Origin of the sequence: Streptomyces antimicrobicus, assembly GCF_020532625.1 — a bacterium.
Lineage (GTDB): Bacteria > Actinomycetota > Actinomycetes > Streptomycetales > Streptomycetaceae > Streptomyces > Streptomyces antimicrobicus.
This window is the reverse complement of the sequence record NZ_JAJAUY010000036.1, coordinates 34,893-48,622: the sequence shown is the minus strand read 5'-3', so window position 1 is coordinate 48,622 and position 13,730 is coordinate 34,893. Positions and strand designations below refer to the sequence as shown.

The following is a 13,730-nucleotide window of genomic DNA, read 5'->3' as shown; positions in this document are numbered from 1 at the left end:
GACGGAGCCGCCGGGGGCGTCTCGTCGGCGGTGGCCGGGCCGTCCCCGGCCGCCGGCGGCGGCGCGGGCAGGTAGCGGCGGACGACCTTGGCCGAGACCCGTGCGAACGCCTGCGGCAGCCGCGCCGCGGGCGGGCGGCCCCGCTCGCCCGCCGGGTCCTCCTCCACCTGCGTGGACACCGGCAACGGCGCCCCCGTCAGCTGGGACACCGCCAACGCGGGGAAGTTCCGCACGCCACGCCCGAAGTGCTGGAGCACGTACTCCGAGCAGTGCTTGAGGACCAACGCCGCCTCGTCCCGCCCCAGCGGCCCGAGCAGCACGTCCTGCACGCCCGGCACGAACTCGTACCACTCCCCCGGTCCCGTCCCCGCCGCGGCACCCGAGCCGGGGACCGCCCCGGCCGCGGCCCCCGCCCCGCCGGCGCCCGTGCCCGCACGCGCGCCCCCGCTCGTGCCCGTAGCCGTACCCGCGCCCGCACCCGCGCCCGTTCGGGCCGCCGGCCCCCCGGCCCGCCGCAGCAACCCGCTCAGCAGCACCTCCGCCAGGTCCGACGGCTCCGAGTCCGGCAGCATCGTCCGCTGCACCAGCCGCATCACGGGCAACGTCAGCGGCGTCGCCGACAGGTACACGGCCAGCTGCACCGCCCGCGGCGAGGCCGACGCCCGGAAGCGGCGGACCAGTTCCCGCGGCGGGCGCGCCATCCGCGGCGGTGGCACGGGCGCCGCCGGGTGCCCGGCCAGCACCCGCCCGACCTCGGCGGGTACGGCGCCGCTGCCCAGCCCGGCCACCAGCCGGGCCCAGGCCCCGAGCGCCGCCGCACTGGGCGGCAGCACCGGCACGGTCAGGCCGCCGGTCGGCCGCCCGGCCCGCGGCGGCCGGTCCGGCCGGAACCGCAGCCGGCCGCCGGCCCCGCCGACCCGGGTCAGCGTCCCCCGCTCGGTCGGCAGCCAGCTGCGCCCCCACAGCCGCTGCGGCAACGGTTGGACGACCACGCACGGGGCGCACTCGGCCCACCGGTGCAGCAGCCGCTGCGCCTCGCCCTCCCGCCACAGCGGGCCGGCGCAGTCGCTGACCACCATGGTCAGTGCCCGCCCGGTGGGATCGCGCAGCTGCTCCCCGGAGCGGGAGGCGCTGTCGGGGCAGGGGCTGTTGCCCACGGCCGGGGCGCCGTCGGGCAGCCGGTGCAGGTAGTGCACCTGGACGTCCCGGAACGCCCCCAACCGCTCGCACACGCTCCGCAGTTCGTCGAGCATGTCCTGCCACACCGCCATCGACGGCGAGGCGTCCATCACCAGCCGCATGGTGGCCTCGCGCCGGGTCTCGGGCCGCAGCACGGGGATGGCCAGGCCCAGGGCCCGGGCGCTCGCCTCGACGGTGGCTTCCTCGTCCAGCACCATCCGGGCCGGTGCGGTGGGCGGCCGGTGCCGTTGCAGGGCGCGCAGGGCCCGCTGGATGTCCAGGATCCGGGGCAGCGCGGACGCCGCCGGCACCCGTACGGGGACGCCGGTGCCGCTGGGCAGTTCCGGTTCCGGATCCGCGTACGTCCCCGGGCGGCCGAGGACGAACAGGCTGAGCGGGTCGTCGTCCTCGTCGCCGACCGGGTCGTCCCCGGCCCCGTACCCGCCGGCGCCGCCGCCTGCGCCGACGCCGCCCGCCGTCCGCGCGCCCCGCCGCCCGCCGCCGAAGCCCGGAAGACCTCCCGCCTCGCCCTCCGCCGTCCCGTCCGCGTCCGGGTCGGCTCCGGCGCCGTCCGGGTCGCCGCGCCCCGGGTGGCCGGGGTCGGCCTCGGCCGGGTCGGCGTCGCCGTCCCCGTCCCGTTCCTCTCCCGGCCCCCCGTCCCTCTCCTCGGCCGACGCGGACCCCGACGCGGGCCCCGACGCCGTTCCGGCCGCCGCGCCCGACGCCGCCGCCTCCCGTTCCAGCCGGGCGGCGGCCGCCGCGCGCACCTGAGCGGCCAGCCACAGCGCGTCGGCGAGCTCCTCGGCGGACGGATCGAGTCCGGCGTCCCGCAGTACGGACGCCAGGCGGGTCAGCCGGGTCAGCCGGGTCGCCCGGGACACCCGGGGCGGCCGGGTCACCCGGGGCACTCGGGCCGGCTGCGCCGGGTCGGTGGCCACGGCCGGTCACCTCGAACGGTCGAGGCGCTGGATGAGCAGGTCGGCGAGGTCCTCCCGGGTCGGTGGGGCGGCGTAGTGGGTGAGGTAGATGGCGTTGAGCAACTGGTCGGCGGCGACCAGCTCGGTCTGCGAGCGGGTGAGGAACTCCCGGATCAGGTCGGCGCCGAGCCGCGCGGCCTCCTCCCCCAGGTGCGCCGTGACCATGGTGGCGAGCCGCTTCTCGCCGGGCTGGCCCAGCTTGAGCTGGATGCAGCGGCGCAACAGGGCGGCGGGGAAGTCGCGTTCGCCGTTGCTGGTGAGGATGATGAACGGGAACGCCCGGCACCGCACCCGCCCGTCGCGGACGGTGACCTTGGTCCCGTCGTCGGTCAGCACCTGGACCTCGGGCTCGCGGTCGGCGACCCGTTCCAGTTCGGGCAGGGTGAACTCGCCCTCCTCCAGGACGTTCAGCAGGTCGTTGGGCAGGTCGATGTCGCTCTTGTCGAGCTCGTCGATCAGCAGCACCCGGGGCTTCTCGGTCGGCAGCAGGGCGGTGCCCAGCGGCCCGAGCCGGATGTACGTGCCGATGCCCGGCGGCGGCCCGGCCACGCCCGCCCCGGCCGCGATCTGCACGTCCTGGAGCCGGGCCATGGCGTCGTAGCGGTAGAGGCCGTCCTGGAGCTGCGTGCGGGAGACGACGGGCCAGCGCAGCACCCGGCCGAGCCCCAGCTCGTGGGCGACGGCGTGGGCGAGGGTGGACTTGCCGGTGCCGGGATAGCCGGTGACCAGCAGCGGCCGGCGCAGGTACAGCGCGGCGTTGATCGCCTCCAGCTCCTCCGGCTCGGGGCGCAGCAGTTCGGCGGCCTGCCGGTGCGCGCCGAGCCGCCGCGCGGCGGCGCTGTCGGGGGTGGCGGCCGCGGGACCGGGCGCGACGGGCGGGCCGCCGTCGAAGTCCCGCCAGGGCGGGGCGGGCGGCAGGCCGTCGATCCCGTCATGGGGCTCACCGACGCCCCGGTAGATGAGCCACTCGTCGTTCACGGAACGCTCCTTCGGTCGGCCCGGCGCCCGCCCCACCGGGGGATCGGCCCCGGCGGGGCGGGCAGCGGGCTGCGTACGCCGGTCGGCACGACCGGCGGCGTACGTCGGCCGGCGCCACCGGCGGCGTACGCCGGCCTGCGCGGCGGCGGGTGGCTGCGGGGTACGTCGGTCGGGGCGGCGGCGGGGACGGGGCCGGGGCGGCGGCTGGGGACGGGGTCGGGGTGGCGGCGGGGTCCGCCGGTCGCCGCGGCGGCGTCGTGCCCGTACGGCGATCAGCCGGCCCCGGCGCGCCCCGCCCCGCCGGGCCCGCCCGGCGCCCTCACAGGTCCCCCTGCAACGGCTCGTCCTCCGGCAGCGGCCGGTCCGGGTCCTCCCAGACCAGGCCGAGGCCGGTCGACCAGTAGGCGTCGGGGTCGTGGTCGTGGGCCCGCACCCGCAGGGACAGCAGGCGCAGCGGCAGCGGGCGGCCCCGGCCGGCCTCGGCCAGCTCCTCGCGCAGGCCGCGGTGGAACGCGGCGCAGGAGACCTCCCCCGGCGGCGGCCGCCGGCACAGCACGACCCCGTACCCGGCCCGGCGTGCCGCGTGGAGCGCGCCGAGCGCGGGTTCGCAGTCGGCGCTGCGGCAGGAGACGGGGACGACGTGGTCGGGCAGCCCGCTGAGCCAGCCGTACGAGGGGCTGCGGGGCCGGCCCCGGGAGCAGTCGGCGCGCTGGTCCAGCGCCGGCCCGGTCATCACCCGGGTCCAGCGGTCGGCGGCGCGCAGGGGGTCATCCGCGCAGGGTCCGTCGGCCGGGTAGCGGTAGACGACCGGCCGCTGCACCCCGACCGGGGTGTCACCGGTGACCGGCCACTCGTCCACGGCCAGGGTGAACAGCTCGGGGGCGACCGCCACTTCGAGCAGGGCCGCCGCCTCATGGGTGTCGCAGCGCCGGAACGCCTCGGCGAGCGGGGCCCGCAACGCCTCGGGCAGCCGCTGCGGGGGCACCCGTACGCCGGAGTCGACGGGGGTCAGCTCGGCGGGCCGGTCGGGGCCGCCGAGGACGGAGACCCGCCAGTCGTAGACCTCCTCCCAGCCGTGCGACCAGGCTTCGAGCAGCACCGACGGGCCGGGCGGCAGGGCGTCGGGGGCGCGGAGCGGGCCGTGCACGGGGCGGGCGGCCACGGCCCGGCGGCGGTCGCGCTCGGCCAGGCCCCGTTCGTGGCGCTCGCCCAGCTCGCGGCGCAACGGCCGCCACAGCCGTTCGGCGGTGGCCCGGACCCAGTCCCACAGCTCCTCGTCGGCGCCGGGCGTGGGCGGCTCACGGTGGTCGGCGACGCTCACGTCGGTGGCGTAGCGCAGCATGGCCGCGGCCTCGCTGACCCCGCCCGGCGGGTCGTAGAGCAGGCCGATCCCGTCGCGCCAGCTGAGCGGGGCCGGACCGGTGGAGTCGGGCTCCTCGCCGCGGGCGGCCTCGACCAGCGACCGTACGGCCTCGGAGGAGCGGGGCGCGGGCAGCTCGGCGAGCAGCCCGTAGAGGGTGGTGCGCTCGCCGGGGGTGAGCCGCAGGCGGGTGCCGTAGGCCTGCGCCGCCGCGGGCAGCTCGCCCTGGACGTCGGTCCAGGTGCGCCGGCTGTCGAGGTCGCTGAGGTGCTGGTCGTAGTGGTACAGGTCGTGCGCCTGCAGGACGCGGCGGTAGAGGCCGACCTGCCCGGGACCGGCCGGGGGCAGGGTGCGCAGCTGGACGATCGAGACGGCGAGACCGCCGCCGCCCTCCTGGCGGCGGGCCTTGACGACGCCGACGACCTCGCCGCGGGCCAGGTCGACGACGGGTCCGCCGGACATGCCGGGGACGATCTCGTCGTCCGCGCCGAGGCGGATAGCCTTGCCGGCTCCGGCGGCGCCGCGCAGCCGGGTGGTCCGCCCGGTGATCTCGGGCACCCCCAGGTCCTCGGTGCAGCCGAAGTAGGCCACGTCCTCGAACCGGGGCGGCCGGGCCCGGTCCGTCAGCCAGACGCAGGCGTGGGTGACGGGCGCGAGCACCCGGATCAGCGCGAGGTCCGGCAGCTGCCACAGGCCCCGCCGCCCGGGGCGGCGCTGCTCCAGGGACTCGGGCAGGACGCATTCCACCCGCCCGGCGACCGTGCCGGTGGCCCCGGCGTCCCCGGCCTCCCCCGGGGCGAAGGTGATGCCGACCTCGCGGCCCGCAAGACGCACACCAGCACCCCCTTCCCCCACCACGTGCGCACACGTCAGGACCCAGCCGGGCGCGACGAAGAAGCCGCTCCCCCAGGTGCGACGGGTCCCAGGGTCCTCATACCCGTCCGGGGGCGCGTGGACGCGTACGGTGGCGGCCTGGACGAGGGGCTCCAGGAGCTCGAAGGCGCGTGCGGAGTGAACGGAACCTGCCGCGCGCCCGTCCGCCATTCCCCGCCTCCCCGCCCGGCCCCGGCGTCCCGCGTGTCCGGGCAGTTCAGGCTAGCGCCGGGCCCCTGCGGAGGGGAGACGTGGAAGAAACCAGGATTATCCTGGCCGAGAATCACCTACGTCCCATCCACGTCCCATCGACACCGGCACGGAGCCTGTCTTGTACTTCACCGATCGCGGCATCGAGGAGCTGGAGAAGCGGCGCGGCGAGGAGGAGGTCACCTTCGAGTGGCTCGCCGAGCAGCTGCGCACCTTCGTCGACCTCAACCCGGACTTCGAGGTCCCGGTCGAGCGCCTGGCCACCTGGCTGGCCCGCCTGGACGACGAGGACGACGAGGACGCCTGACCCTCGCCCCGGCCCGCGGTACACGAAAGCCCCTTGCCGCGCCCCCGACCGGGGGCGTGGCAGGGGGCTTCGGCACACCGGGCGTGCACCATCACGCCCGATCGGAGCAGTGCGCTGCGCGGACGAGGCCGGCGCCGCGCACGGCAGGAGAGTGTCCGACACCCGTAGACGTGCGCCCGGCCCGCGGTCGAGACGTCTGGTCTGGGCCAGTTCCGTCATGCTGGTCGTCGCGATCGCCGTGCTGGCCGGGGTCGCCCCGAGCGGCAGGGGGTGAGGCGGCCTGACCAGCAAGCGAGCACGGGCCGATCCGCGCCGGCAACTCCCGGCCGCCTTCCCACGCCCGCCGGCGCCCGCAAGTATGGCGCGATGCGTACTCACCCCATAGCCGCCGGCGCACTCCTCGCGGCGGCGCTCCTTGCCGTGACCGGATGCTCCAGCGATCCCGCGCCGGCCGCCGACAAGCCCGTCCCGTCCGCCTCCGGGCCGGCGCCCGCCACGTCCGAGGCCCCCAAGGTCGATCCCGAGCGTGCGAGGTTGGAGGCCGCTGTCCGCGCCTACTCGGACGCCTACTTCAAGCCCGACGGCAAGGCGGCGTACAACACCCTGTCGAAGCGCTGCCAGGGCAAGGCGGGCCCGCCCGAGCTCTTCTCGACCATCGTGGACAAGGCAGCGAAGGCGTACGGCAAGCAGCAGATCCAGACGTTCCGGATCGACCAGCTCGCGGGCGACATGGCCCGCGTCACCTACACGTACTCGGTGCCCGCCCTCGACCAGACCTCCCAGCCCTGGGTGAAGGAGGGCGGGGCCTGGCGCTACGACGGCTGCTGACCGCTTGATCGCGAACGGCCCGGTCGCCGAAGCGACCGGGCCGTTCGAGTGGGCCACCGGCTTGCCGTGTGAAGCAGCACCGGCGACCCGGGCGGATCAGGCCGCCTTGGTCTCCCAGAAGATGCGGTCGATCTCGGCGATCAGGTCCAGGGCCTTCTGGCCGGTCGCCGGGTCGTTGGACGCCTTCGCGGCCGACAGGGCCTTGAGGGTGTCGTTCACCAGCGTGTGCAGCTGGGGGTACTTCTCGAAGTGCGGCGGCTTGAAGTAGTCGCTCCACAGGACCGACACGTGGTGCTTGGCCAGCTCCGCGCGCTGCTCCTTGATGGTGATGGCGCGGGCGCGGAAGTCCGCGTCCTCGTTCGCCTGGTACTTCTCCTGGACGGCCTTGACCGACTCGGCCTCGATACGGGCCTGGGCAGGGTCGTACACGCCGCACGGCAGGTCGCAGTGGGCACTGACCTTCGCCTGGGGGGCGAAAAGGCGGGAAAGCATTGAGCTCGTCCTCCTCGTGATCGTCTTCTCAAGGGGGAGATTACTCGGTGAGAATCCGGTTTTCGCGGTCGCCCCCATGGGCTTAGGACAAAAGTCCAGGGTCAGGATGAGGGCAGTGCGCGAACATACGGACGACGTTGCAGGAGGTGCGCATGGGTTGGCGGGTGCCGTTCGTGGTGGTGGAGGTGTACGGGCCGTCGATGGTGCCGACCCTCTACGAGGGGGACCGGCTGTTCGTCCGGTACGGGGCCACCGTCCGTCCGGGTGACGTGGTCCTGCTGCGCCACCCGTTCCAGCAGGACCTGATCGTCGTCAAGCGCGCCGTGGAACGCCGTGGGGGCGGCTGGTGGGTGCTGGGCGACAACGGCTTCAACCGGACCGGGGACAGCGAGGACTTCGGGACCGTGCCCGAGGAGCTCGTCCTCGCCGTCGCGCGGCTGCGTTACCGCCCCCGCAGACCCGATCAGCGTTCGATCGGCGCCCGGCTGTCCTGGGCCGTGTCCGCGCTGCGTCCGCTCCTGCCCGACCCGGAGGCCTCCAGTCGCTTGCGCGCCCTGTAGGCGGCGACGTTCGACCGGGTGGCGCAGCGGTCGGAGCAGTAGCGGCGGGAGCGGTTGGTGGAGGTGTCGAGGTAGGCGTTGCGGCAGGGCGGCGCCTGGCACAGTCCCAGCCGGTCGGGGCCGTACTCGGTGAGGTGGAAGGCCAGGCCCATGGAGGCGATGGCGGCGTAGCCGGCCGAGGCGTTCGAGGGGTGGTCGGCGAGGTGCATGTGCCAGTCGGGCCGGCCCTCGTCGTCGAGGAACTCGTGGCCGGAGATCTGCGGGCTGACGGGGAACTCCATGAGCAGGGAGTTCAGCAGGTCGACCGCGAGCACGTGGTCGCCGGAGTCGGCGGCCTCGAAGACGGCGCGCAGCCGGCCGCGGACGTTGCGGAAGCGCGTCACGTCCGCGTCGGTGACCCGGCGGGCCATCTGGACGCTGGCGCCGAAGAGGCCGCGGACGGCGTCCACGGAGGTGAGCGCGTCCTTGTTGCGGGCCGGCTCCTCGGTGTTGACCAGGCGCACGGCGTAGTCCGAGTAAGAGGCCAGTTCCACTTGTAGTCCTTACGGCTGCGATCTAAGGTCTCTCCGTAACGGCTGAGACCTCTTCGAGGGTATTACGTACGGAAGGCGGTTGCGATGACGGGGACCGACTGGCAGGCCTGGCAGGACAGCTGGGACCGCCAGCAGGAGTGGTACATGCCCGACCGCGAGGAGCGGTTCCGGGTGATGCTGGACATGGTCGAGGCGACGGTGGGTACGGCGCCCCGCGTGCTGGATCTCGCGTGCGGTACGGGAAGTATCACGGATCGGCTCCTCAAGAGGTTCCCAGAGGCGACCAGTACGGGCGTCGACCTCGACCCCGCCCTGCTGACGATCGCCCGCGGCCACTTCGCCGGCGACGCACGGGTCTCGTTCGTCACCGCCGACCTGAAGGACCCGGCCTGGACCGAGGCGCTGCCGCACCGCTCGTACGACGCCGTCCTGACGGCCACCGCCCTGCACTGGCTGCCGGGCGACGAGCTCGCCGCGCTCTACGGCCGGCTCGCGCCGCTGGTGCGCGAGGGCGGGGTCTTCATGAACGCCGACCACATGCCCGACGACTCCACCCCGCGGATCAACGCCGCCGAGCATGCCCACCGGCACGCCGCCATGGACCGGGCCAAGGCCGCCGGCCAGGCCGACTGGCGCGAGTGGTGGGAGCGGGCCGCGGCCGACCCGGTGCTCGCCGAGCCCACCAAGGCGCGCTTCGCGATCTACGGCGAGCACGCCGAGGGCGACACCCAGCCCGCCGCGTGGCACGCGCGCACCCTGCGCGCGGCCGGCTTCGACGAGGCGCGGCCGGTGTGGTGCTCGCCGTCCGACGCGCTGGTGCTCGCGCTCAAGTAGCCGCCCGGGCATGCCGCAGGGGCGGTACGGGATCCCCGTACCGCCCCTGGCGGCTCTCCGGTCCGGCGGCTCTCCGGCCTTCCGGCCCTCCGGCCTCTTACAGCACCTTGGACAGGAACGCCTTCGTCCGGTCGTGCTGCGGGTTGGTGAGCACGTCGCGCGGGTTGCCCGACTCGACGACCACGCCGCCGTCCATGAAGACGAGGTTGTCGCCGACCTCGCGGGCGAAGCCCATCTCGTGCGTGACGACGATCATCGTCATGCCCGACTCGGCCAGGTCCCGCATGACGTCCAGCACGTCACCCACCAGCTCGGGGTCGAGCGCCGAGGTGGGCTCGTCGAAGAGCATCAGCTTGGGCTCCATGGCCAGGGCGCGGGCGATCGCCACCCGCTGCTGCTGGCCGCCGGAGAGCTGGGAGGGGTAGTTCCCGCCCTTGTCGCCCAGGCCCACGCGGTCCAGCAGCCGGATCGCGCGCTCGCGCGCCACCGCCTTGGACTCGCCCTTGACCATGACGGGGGCTTCCATGACGTTCTCGATGGCCGTCATGTGGGGGAAGAGGTTGAAGCGCTGGAAGACCATGCCGATGTCCCGGCGCTGGGCCGCGACCTCGCTGTCCTTCAGCTCGTAGAGCTTGTCGCCCTTCTGCTTGTAGCCCACCAGCTGGCCGTCGACCGACAGGCGGCCGGCGTTGATGCGCTCCAGGTGGTTGATGCAGCGCAGGAAGGTGGACTTGCCGGAGCCGGACGGGCCGACCAGGCAGAAGACCTCACGCGGGGCGACCTCGAGGTCGATGCCGCGCAGGATGTGGGCGGCGCCGTAGGACTTGTGGACGCCTTCGGCCTTGACCATGGGCTGAGCGGTCTTGGCGGTCATCGCGCGACCTCCGTACGGCGGAACATGTTCAGGTTGGCCTTCAGCCGCTGGAACGGCGTCGGGGGCAGGCTGCGCAGCGAACCGCGGGCGTAGCGGCGCTCCAGGTAGTACTGGCCGACGCTGAAGACGCTGGTGAGGGCCAGGTACCAGATGGAGGCCACGAAGTACATCTCGATGATGGCGCCGGCGGTGTTGCCGATGTTCGACGAGGCCCGCAGCAGCTCGGTGTACTGCACCGCCGAGACCAGCGACGAGGTCTTGAGCATGTTGATGAACTCGTTGCCCGTCGGCGGGATGATCACCCGCATGGCCTGCGGCAGCACCACGCGGCGCATGGTCTGCAGCTGGGTCATGCCGAGGGCGTGCGAGGCCTCGGTCTGACCCTCGTCGACGGACTGGATGCCGGCCCGGACGATCTCCGCCATGTACGCGCCCTCGTTCAGGCCGAGGCCCAGCAGGGCGACCATGAACGGGGTCATGACGTCGACGGTCTCGTTCTTGTAGATCGGACCGAGGTTGATGTACTGGAAGATCAGCGGGAGGCTGAACCACACCAGCAGCTGGACGTAGACCGGGGTCCCGCGGAAGAACCAGATGTAGAGCCAGGCCACGAAGCTCGTCACCGGGTTCTTCGACAGGCGCATCACGGCGAAGAGGATGCCGAGCAGCAGGCCCAGCAGCATCGAGGTGATGCTGATCAGGACGGTGTTGCCGAGACCGGCGATGACCGAGGGGTCGAACAGCTTGTCGCCGACCGTCTTCCAGATGACCTTGCCCTGGGAGAACGCGTAGACGAGCCAGCCGAGCAGGGCGGCGACGACCACGGCGCTGAGCCAGCGTCCGTAGTGCCGCACGGGGATGGCCTTGATCGCCTCGTACGGGGTGCCCGAGGCGCCGGGTCCGGCCGGCGGGGTGGCGGCCGAACCCTTGTCGATCTTGTCAGTCACAATGACTGCCCTTCAGTGGAACGTTCGGTGGCGCGTGGGACCTACTGGCCGGCGTTGATCTTGGCCTCGGTGACGGCACTGTCCTTGACGTTCCACTTCTCCAGGACCTTGGCGTAGGAGCCGTCCTTGATGATGGCGTCGAGGGCTTCCTTGATCGCGTCGCGCAGCTGGGTGTTGTCCTTGCTGACGCCGATGCCGAACAGGCCGACGTCGCTCTGCTGGCCGGCGATCTCGAAGTCGTTGCCGCCGCCGGAGGTCTTCACCGTGTAGGCGGCCACCGGGTAGTCGTTCAGGTCGGCCACGGCGCCGCCCGCCTTCACGCGGGTCTGGGCCTCGGCGTCGGTGTCGAACGCCTGGATCGTGAGCTTCTTGTCGCCGCACTTCTCGGCCTGGGCCTTGAAGGCGTCCTCGTACGTGGTGCCCCGCTGGACGGCCACGGTCCGGCCGCAGAGGTCGTCCATGGACTTGATGCCCTCGGGGTTGCCCTTCTTGACGAGCAGCGACAGACCGGAGTTGAAGTAGTCGACGAAGTCGACGCCCTTGCCGATCTTGTTGCCCTTGTCGTCCAGACCCTCCTGGCGCTTCTTGTTGTCCGTGATGGACGACATGATCACGTCCTGGCGGCCGGTCTCCAGGGAGGTGATCAGACCGTCGAAGGTGCCCGAGGTGAACTCGAACTTCACGCCGAGCTGCTTGCCGAGCTCCGCGGCGATGTCGGGGTCGACACCGACGATCTTGCCGCCCTCGGTGTACTCCATCGGGGCGTAGGCGGCGTCCGTGCCCACCTTGACCACGCCCGCGTCCTGGATCTTCTTCGGCAGCTTGGAGAAGAGCGGAGCGCTGGTGTTGGCCTTCGTCTCACCGGGGGTGGAGCTCTTGTCCGTCTGGTCGCCGCAGCCGGTCAGGATCAGGGCACCGGCGACCGCGATCGCGCCGACCGCGGCGATCCGGGACCGGGCGGCGGTCGTACGACGGGTGGTGCTAGCGGTCATGAGCTGGTCCTCCGGCAGGGGTGGAAAAGCGTCCGATAGGAGGTCGGGCACGCACCTTCGAGTGTCACGACCTGTTGTGGTTGACGCATCTTGCCATTCGGACTGCCGCATTCAGGCAGTTCGTCAGGTCAAAATCGGATAACGGGTCCAGGGGGGTCCCCAACAGGCCTGCGGGCGGGCGCCGCTGAGGCCGGAGTTTGTGCCGTGATCAGGGCTTTCAGCAGCAGGTTTTACTGCGCGTACATGCTTCGTCTCGACTATTGGACACTTGCCCTTGGACTTTTCGCCGAAACCCGGACAAGGGGCATAGGGTCGAGTAGGAATCGACTCGTCTGGGTGAGCGTTCTTCGGGTAGAACAGGTCCTTACACCCCTCATCCGGGGCTCAGGGCGCGTGTGCGGCGCGCCCGCGCGTACGGACCTCCCCTTCGCGGAGACGGGCCAACCGTCGATGCGGAGCACGGACGCGGTGCCCGCCCGCTCCTTAACCAGGAGCGGCAACCCTCAATGATTCAAAGACCTAAGGGGTCACACGAAGTGGCAGCGGAGATCGTCAACCCTCGCAGCGACAGCGAGACGGAGAACAACCCGGACGCGGCCTTCGCGCTGCACCGCGGCGGCAAGATGGCGGTGCAGGCGACCGTTCCGGTCCGGGACAAGGACGACCTGTCCCTGGCCTACACGCCGGGCGTGGCGAAGGTGTGCAGCGCCATCGCCGAGCAGCCCGAGCTGGTCCACGACTACACCTGGAAGTCCAACGTCGTCGCCGTCGTCACCGACGGCACGGCCGTGCTCGGACTCGGTGACATCGGACCCGAGGCCTCCCTCCCCGTGATGGAGGGCAAGGCCATCCTGTTCAAGCAGTTCGGCGGTGTGGACGCGGTCCCGATCGCGCTCGCCACCAAGGACACCGACGAGATCATCGACACGGTGGTCCGGCTGGCACCCTCGTTCGGCGGAATCAACCTCGAGGACATCTCCGCCCCCCGCTGCTTCGAGATCGAGCGGCGCCTGCAGGAGCGCGTGGACATCCCGATCTTCCACGACGACCAGCACGGCACCGCCATCGTCACCCTGGCGGCCCTGCGCAACGCCGCCAAGCTGACCGGCCGCACCCTCGGCGACCTGCGCGCCGTGATCTCCGGTGCCGGTGCGGCGGGCATCGCCATCGCCAAGATCCTGGTCGACGCGGGCATCGGCGACGTCTGCGTCACCGACCGCAAGGGCGTCGTCTCGGCCGACCGCACGGACCTCACCGACGTCAAGGCGGAGATCGCGGGCCTGACGAACAAGAGCGGCCTGACCGGCTCCCTGGAGTCGGCCCTGTCCGGCGCGGACGTGTTCATCGGGGTCTCCGGCGGCACCGTCCCGGAGCAGGCCGTGGCCTCCATGGCGCAGAACGCGTTCGTCTTCGCCATGGCCAACCCGAACCCGGAGGTCCACCCGGACGTCGCGCACAAGTACGCGGCGGTCGTGGCCACCGGCCGGTCGGACTTCCCGAACCAGATCAACAACGTGCTCGCGTTCCCGGGCATCTTCGCGGGCGCCCTCAAGGTCCGCGCCTCCCGGATCACCGAGAACATGAAGATCGCCGCGGCCGACGCCATCGCCGGTGTCATCGCCGACGACGAGCTCGCCGCCGACTACGTGATCCCGTCGCCGTTCGACGAGCGCGTGGCCGAGGCCGTCACCGCGGCGGTCGCCGCGGCGGCCCGCGAGGACGGCGTGGCGCGCCGTCCGTGACAGCGCCTCCTCGGGCCCGGCCGGAACCTTCCGGCCGGGCCCGA

At 73.0% G+C, this 13,730-nt stretch carries 13 protein-coding genes; 5 read left to right on the top strand and 8 right to left on the bottom strand.

Annotated elements, in window-relative coordinates; all coding sequences use genetic code 11:
• The 3 genes from LG632_RS12400 to LG632_RS12390 all read right to left on the bottom strand — a co-directional run.
• Positions 1 to 2,117, bottom strand: a 2,117-nt coding sequence (locus tag LG632_RS12400; protein WP_308108307.1) for an SAV_2336 N-terminal domain-related protein, incomplete at its 3' end; no start/stop codon positions are given.
• A gap of 6 nt (positions 2,118 to 2,123) precedes the next feature.
• A complete protein-coding gene (locus LG632_RS12395; RefSeq protein ID WP_226727053.1) occupies positions 2,124 to 3,134 on the bottom strand; it encodes an AAA family ATPase in 1,011 nt (336 codons plus the stop codon).
• Positions 3,135 to 3,453: 319 nt separating this feature from the next.
• Complete coding sequence (locus LG632_RS12390; RefSeq protein ID WP_226727052.1) at positions 3,454 to 5,538, bottom strand: VMAP-C domain-containing protein; 2,085 nt, start codon at positions 5,536 to 5,538, stop codon at positions 3,454 to 3,456.
• A 160-nt stretch (positions 5,539 to 5,698) separates the two neighbouring features.
• On the opposite strand from LG632_RS12390, the gene LG632_RS12385 reads away from it, so the two are divergent.
• Both LG632_RS12385 and LG632_RS12380 read left to right on the top strand, forming a co-directional pair.
• A complete protein-coding gene (locus LG632_RS12385) occupies positions 5,699 to 5,884 on the top strand; it encodes a DUF6104 family protein (RefSeq protein WP_003966321.1) in 186 nt (61 codons plus the stop codon).
• A gap of 366 nt (positions 5,885 to 6,250) precedes the next feature.
• Positions 6,251 to 6,712, top strand: coding sequence for a hypothetical protein (locus LG632_RS12380; protein ID WP_226727051.1), 462 nt, complete (start codon positions 6,251 to 6,253; stop codon positions 6,710 to 6,712).
• A 96-nt stretch (positions 6,713 to 6,808) separates the two neighbouring features.
• On the opposite strand, the gene sodN is transcribed toward LG632_RS12380, so the two are convergent.
• Entirely contained in the window at positions 6,809 to 7,204 is a 396-nt protein-coding gene (gene sodN / locus LG632_RS12375; protein WP_226727050.1) for a superoxide dismutase, Ni, read from the bottom strand.
• Positions 7,205 to 7,356: 152 nt separating this feature from the next.
• Here sodN and sodX point away from each other — a divergent pair, with 152 nt between their 5' ends.
• Positions 7,357 to 7,764, top strand: a complete 408-nt coding sequence (gene sodX, locus LG632_RS12370; RefSeq protein WP_226727049.1) for a nickel-type superoxide dismutase maturation protease — start codon at positions 7,357 to 7,359, stop codon at positions 7,762 to 7,764.
• Here sodX and LG632_RS12365 read toward each other — a convergent pair.
• The gene (locus tag LG632_RS12365) at positions 7,668 to 8,297 is read right to left on the bottom strand and encodes a CGNR zinc finger domain-containing protein (protein ID WP_226727048.1); all 630 of its coding nucleotides are present in this window, start codon (positions 8,295 to 8,297) and stop codon (positions 7,668 to 7,670) included. The two genes, sodX and LG632_RS12365, sit on opposite strands and share 97 nt — an antisense overlap.
• An 84-nt stretch (positions 8,298 to 8,381) precedes the next feature.
• Between LG632_RS12365 and LG632_RS12360 the strand changes: the two genes are divergently transcribed.
• Positions 8,382 to 9,131, top strand: a complete 750-nt coding sequence (locus tag LG632_RS12360; protein WP_226727047.1) for a class I SAM-dependent methyltransferase — start codon at positions 8,382 to 8,384, stop codon at positions 9,129 to 9,131.
• Between the two features lie 97 nt (positions 9,132 to 9,228).
• Here the strand turns inward: LG632_RS12360 and LG632_RS12355 are convergent, their stop codons facing one another.
• Genes LG632_RS12355 through LG632_RS12345 form a run of 3 tightly spaced genes read right to left on the bottom strand, consistent with a single transcriptional unit; the run spans position 9,229 to position 11,944 of the window.
• Positions 9,229 to 10,005, bottom strand: a complete 777-nt coding sequence (locus LG632_RS12355; protein WP_308108302.1) for an amino acid ABC transporter ATP-binding protein — start codon at positions 10,003 to 10,005, stop codon at positions 9,229 to 9,231.
• Positions 10,002 to 10,952: an amino acid ABC transporter permease gene (locus tag LG632_RS12350; RefSeq protein ID WP_226727046.1), complete on the bottom strand. Its 951-nt coding sequence runs from the start codon at positions 10,950 to 10,952 to the stop codon at positions 10,002 to 10,004. The genes LG632_RS12355 and LG632_RS12350 overlap by 4 nt, the downstream gene beginning before the upstream one ends.
• 41 nt (positions 10,953 to 10,993) lie before the next feature.
• Positions 10,994 to 11,944, bottom strand: a complete 951-nt coding sequence (locus LG632_RS12345; RefSeq protein ID WP_226727045.1) for an ABC transporter substrate-binding protein — start codon at positions 11,942 to 11,944, stop codon at positions 10,994 to 10,996.
• 536 nt (positions 11,945 to 12,480) lie between these two features.
• On the opposite strand from LG632_RS12345, the gene LG632_RS12340 reads away from it, so the two are divergent.
• Positions 12,481 to 13,686, top strand: coding sequence for an NAD(P)-dependent malic enzyme (locus LG632_RS12340; protein WP_226727044.1), 1,206 nt, complete (start codon positions 12,481 to 12,483; stop codon positions 13,684 to 13,686).
• Positions 13,687 to 13,730 lie beyond the last annotated feature (44 nt).

Coding starts and splice junctions, on each gene's coding strand:
- LG632_RS12390 (WP_226727052.1), bottom strand. CDS start 5,538: ATGGCGGACGGGCGCGCGGCAGGTTCCGTTCACTCCGCACGCGCCTTC.
- LG632_RS12380 (WP_226727051.1), top strand. CDS start 6,251: ATGCGTACTCACCCCATAGCCGCCGGCGCACTCCTCGCGGCGGCGCTC.
- sodN (WP_226727050.1), bottom strand. CDS start 7,204: ATGCTTTCCCGCCTTTTCGCCCCCCAGGCGAAGGTCAGTGCCCACTGC.
- sodX (WP_226727049.1), top strand. CDS start 7,357: ATGGGTTGGCGGGTGCCGTTCGTGGTGGTGGAGGTGTACGGGCCGTCG.
- LG632_RS12360 (WP_226727047.1), top strand. CDS start 8,382: ATGACGGGGACCGACTGGCAGGCCTGGCAGGACAGCTGGGACCGCCAG.
- LG632_RS12355 (WP_308108302.1), bottom strand. CDS start 10,005: ATGACCGCCAAGACCGCTCAGCCCATGGTCAAGGCCGAAGGCGTCCAC.
- LG632_RS12345 (WP_226727045.1), bottom strand. CDS start 11,944: ATGACCGCTAGCACCACCCGTCGTACGACCGCCGCCCGGTCCCGGATC.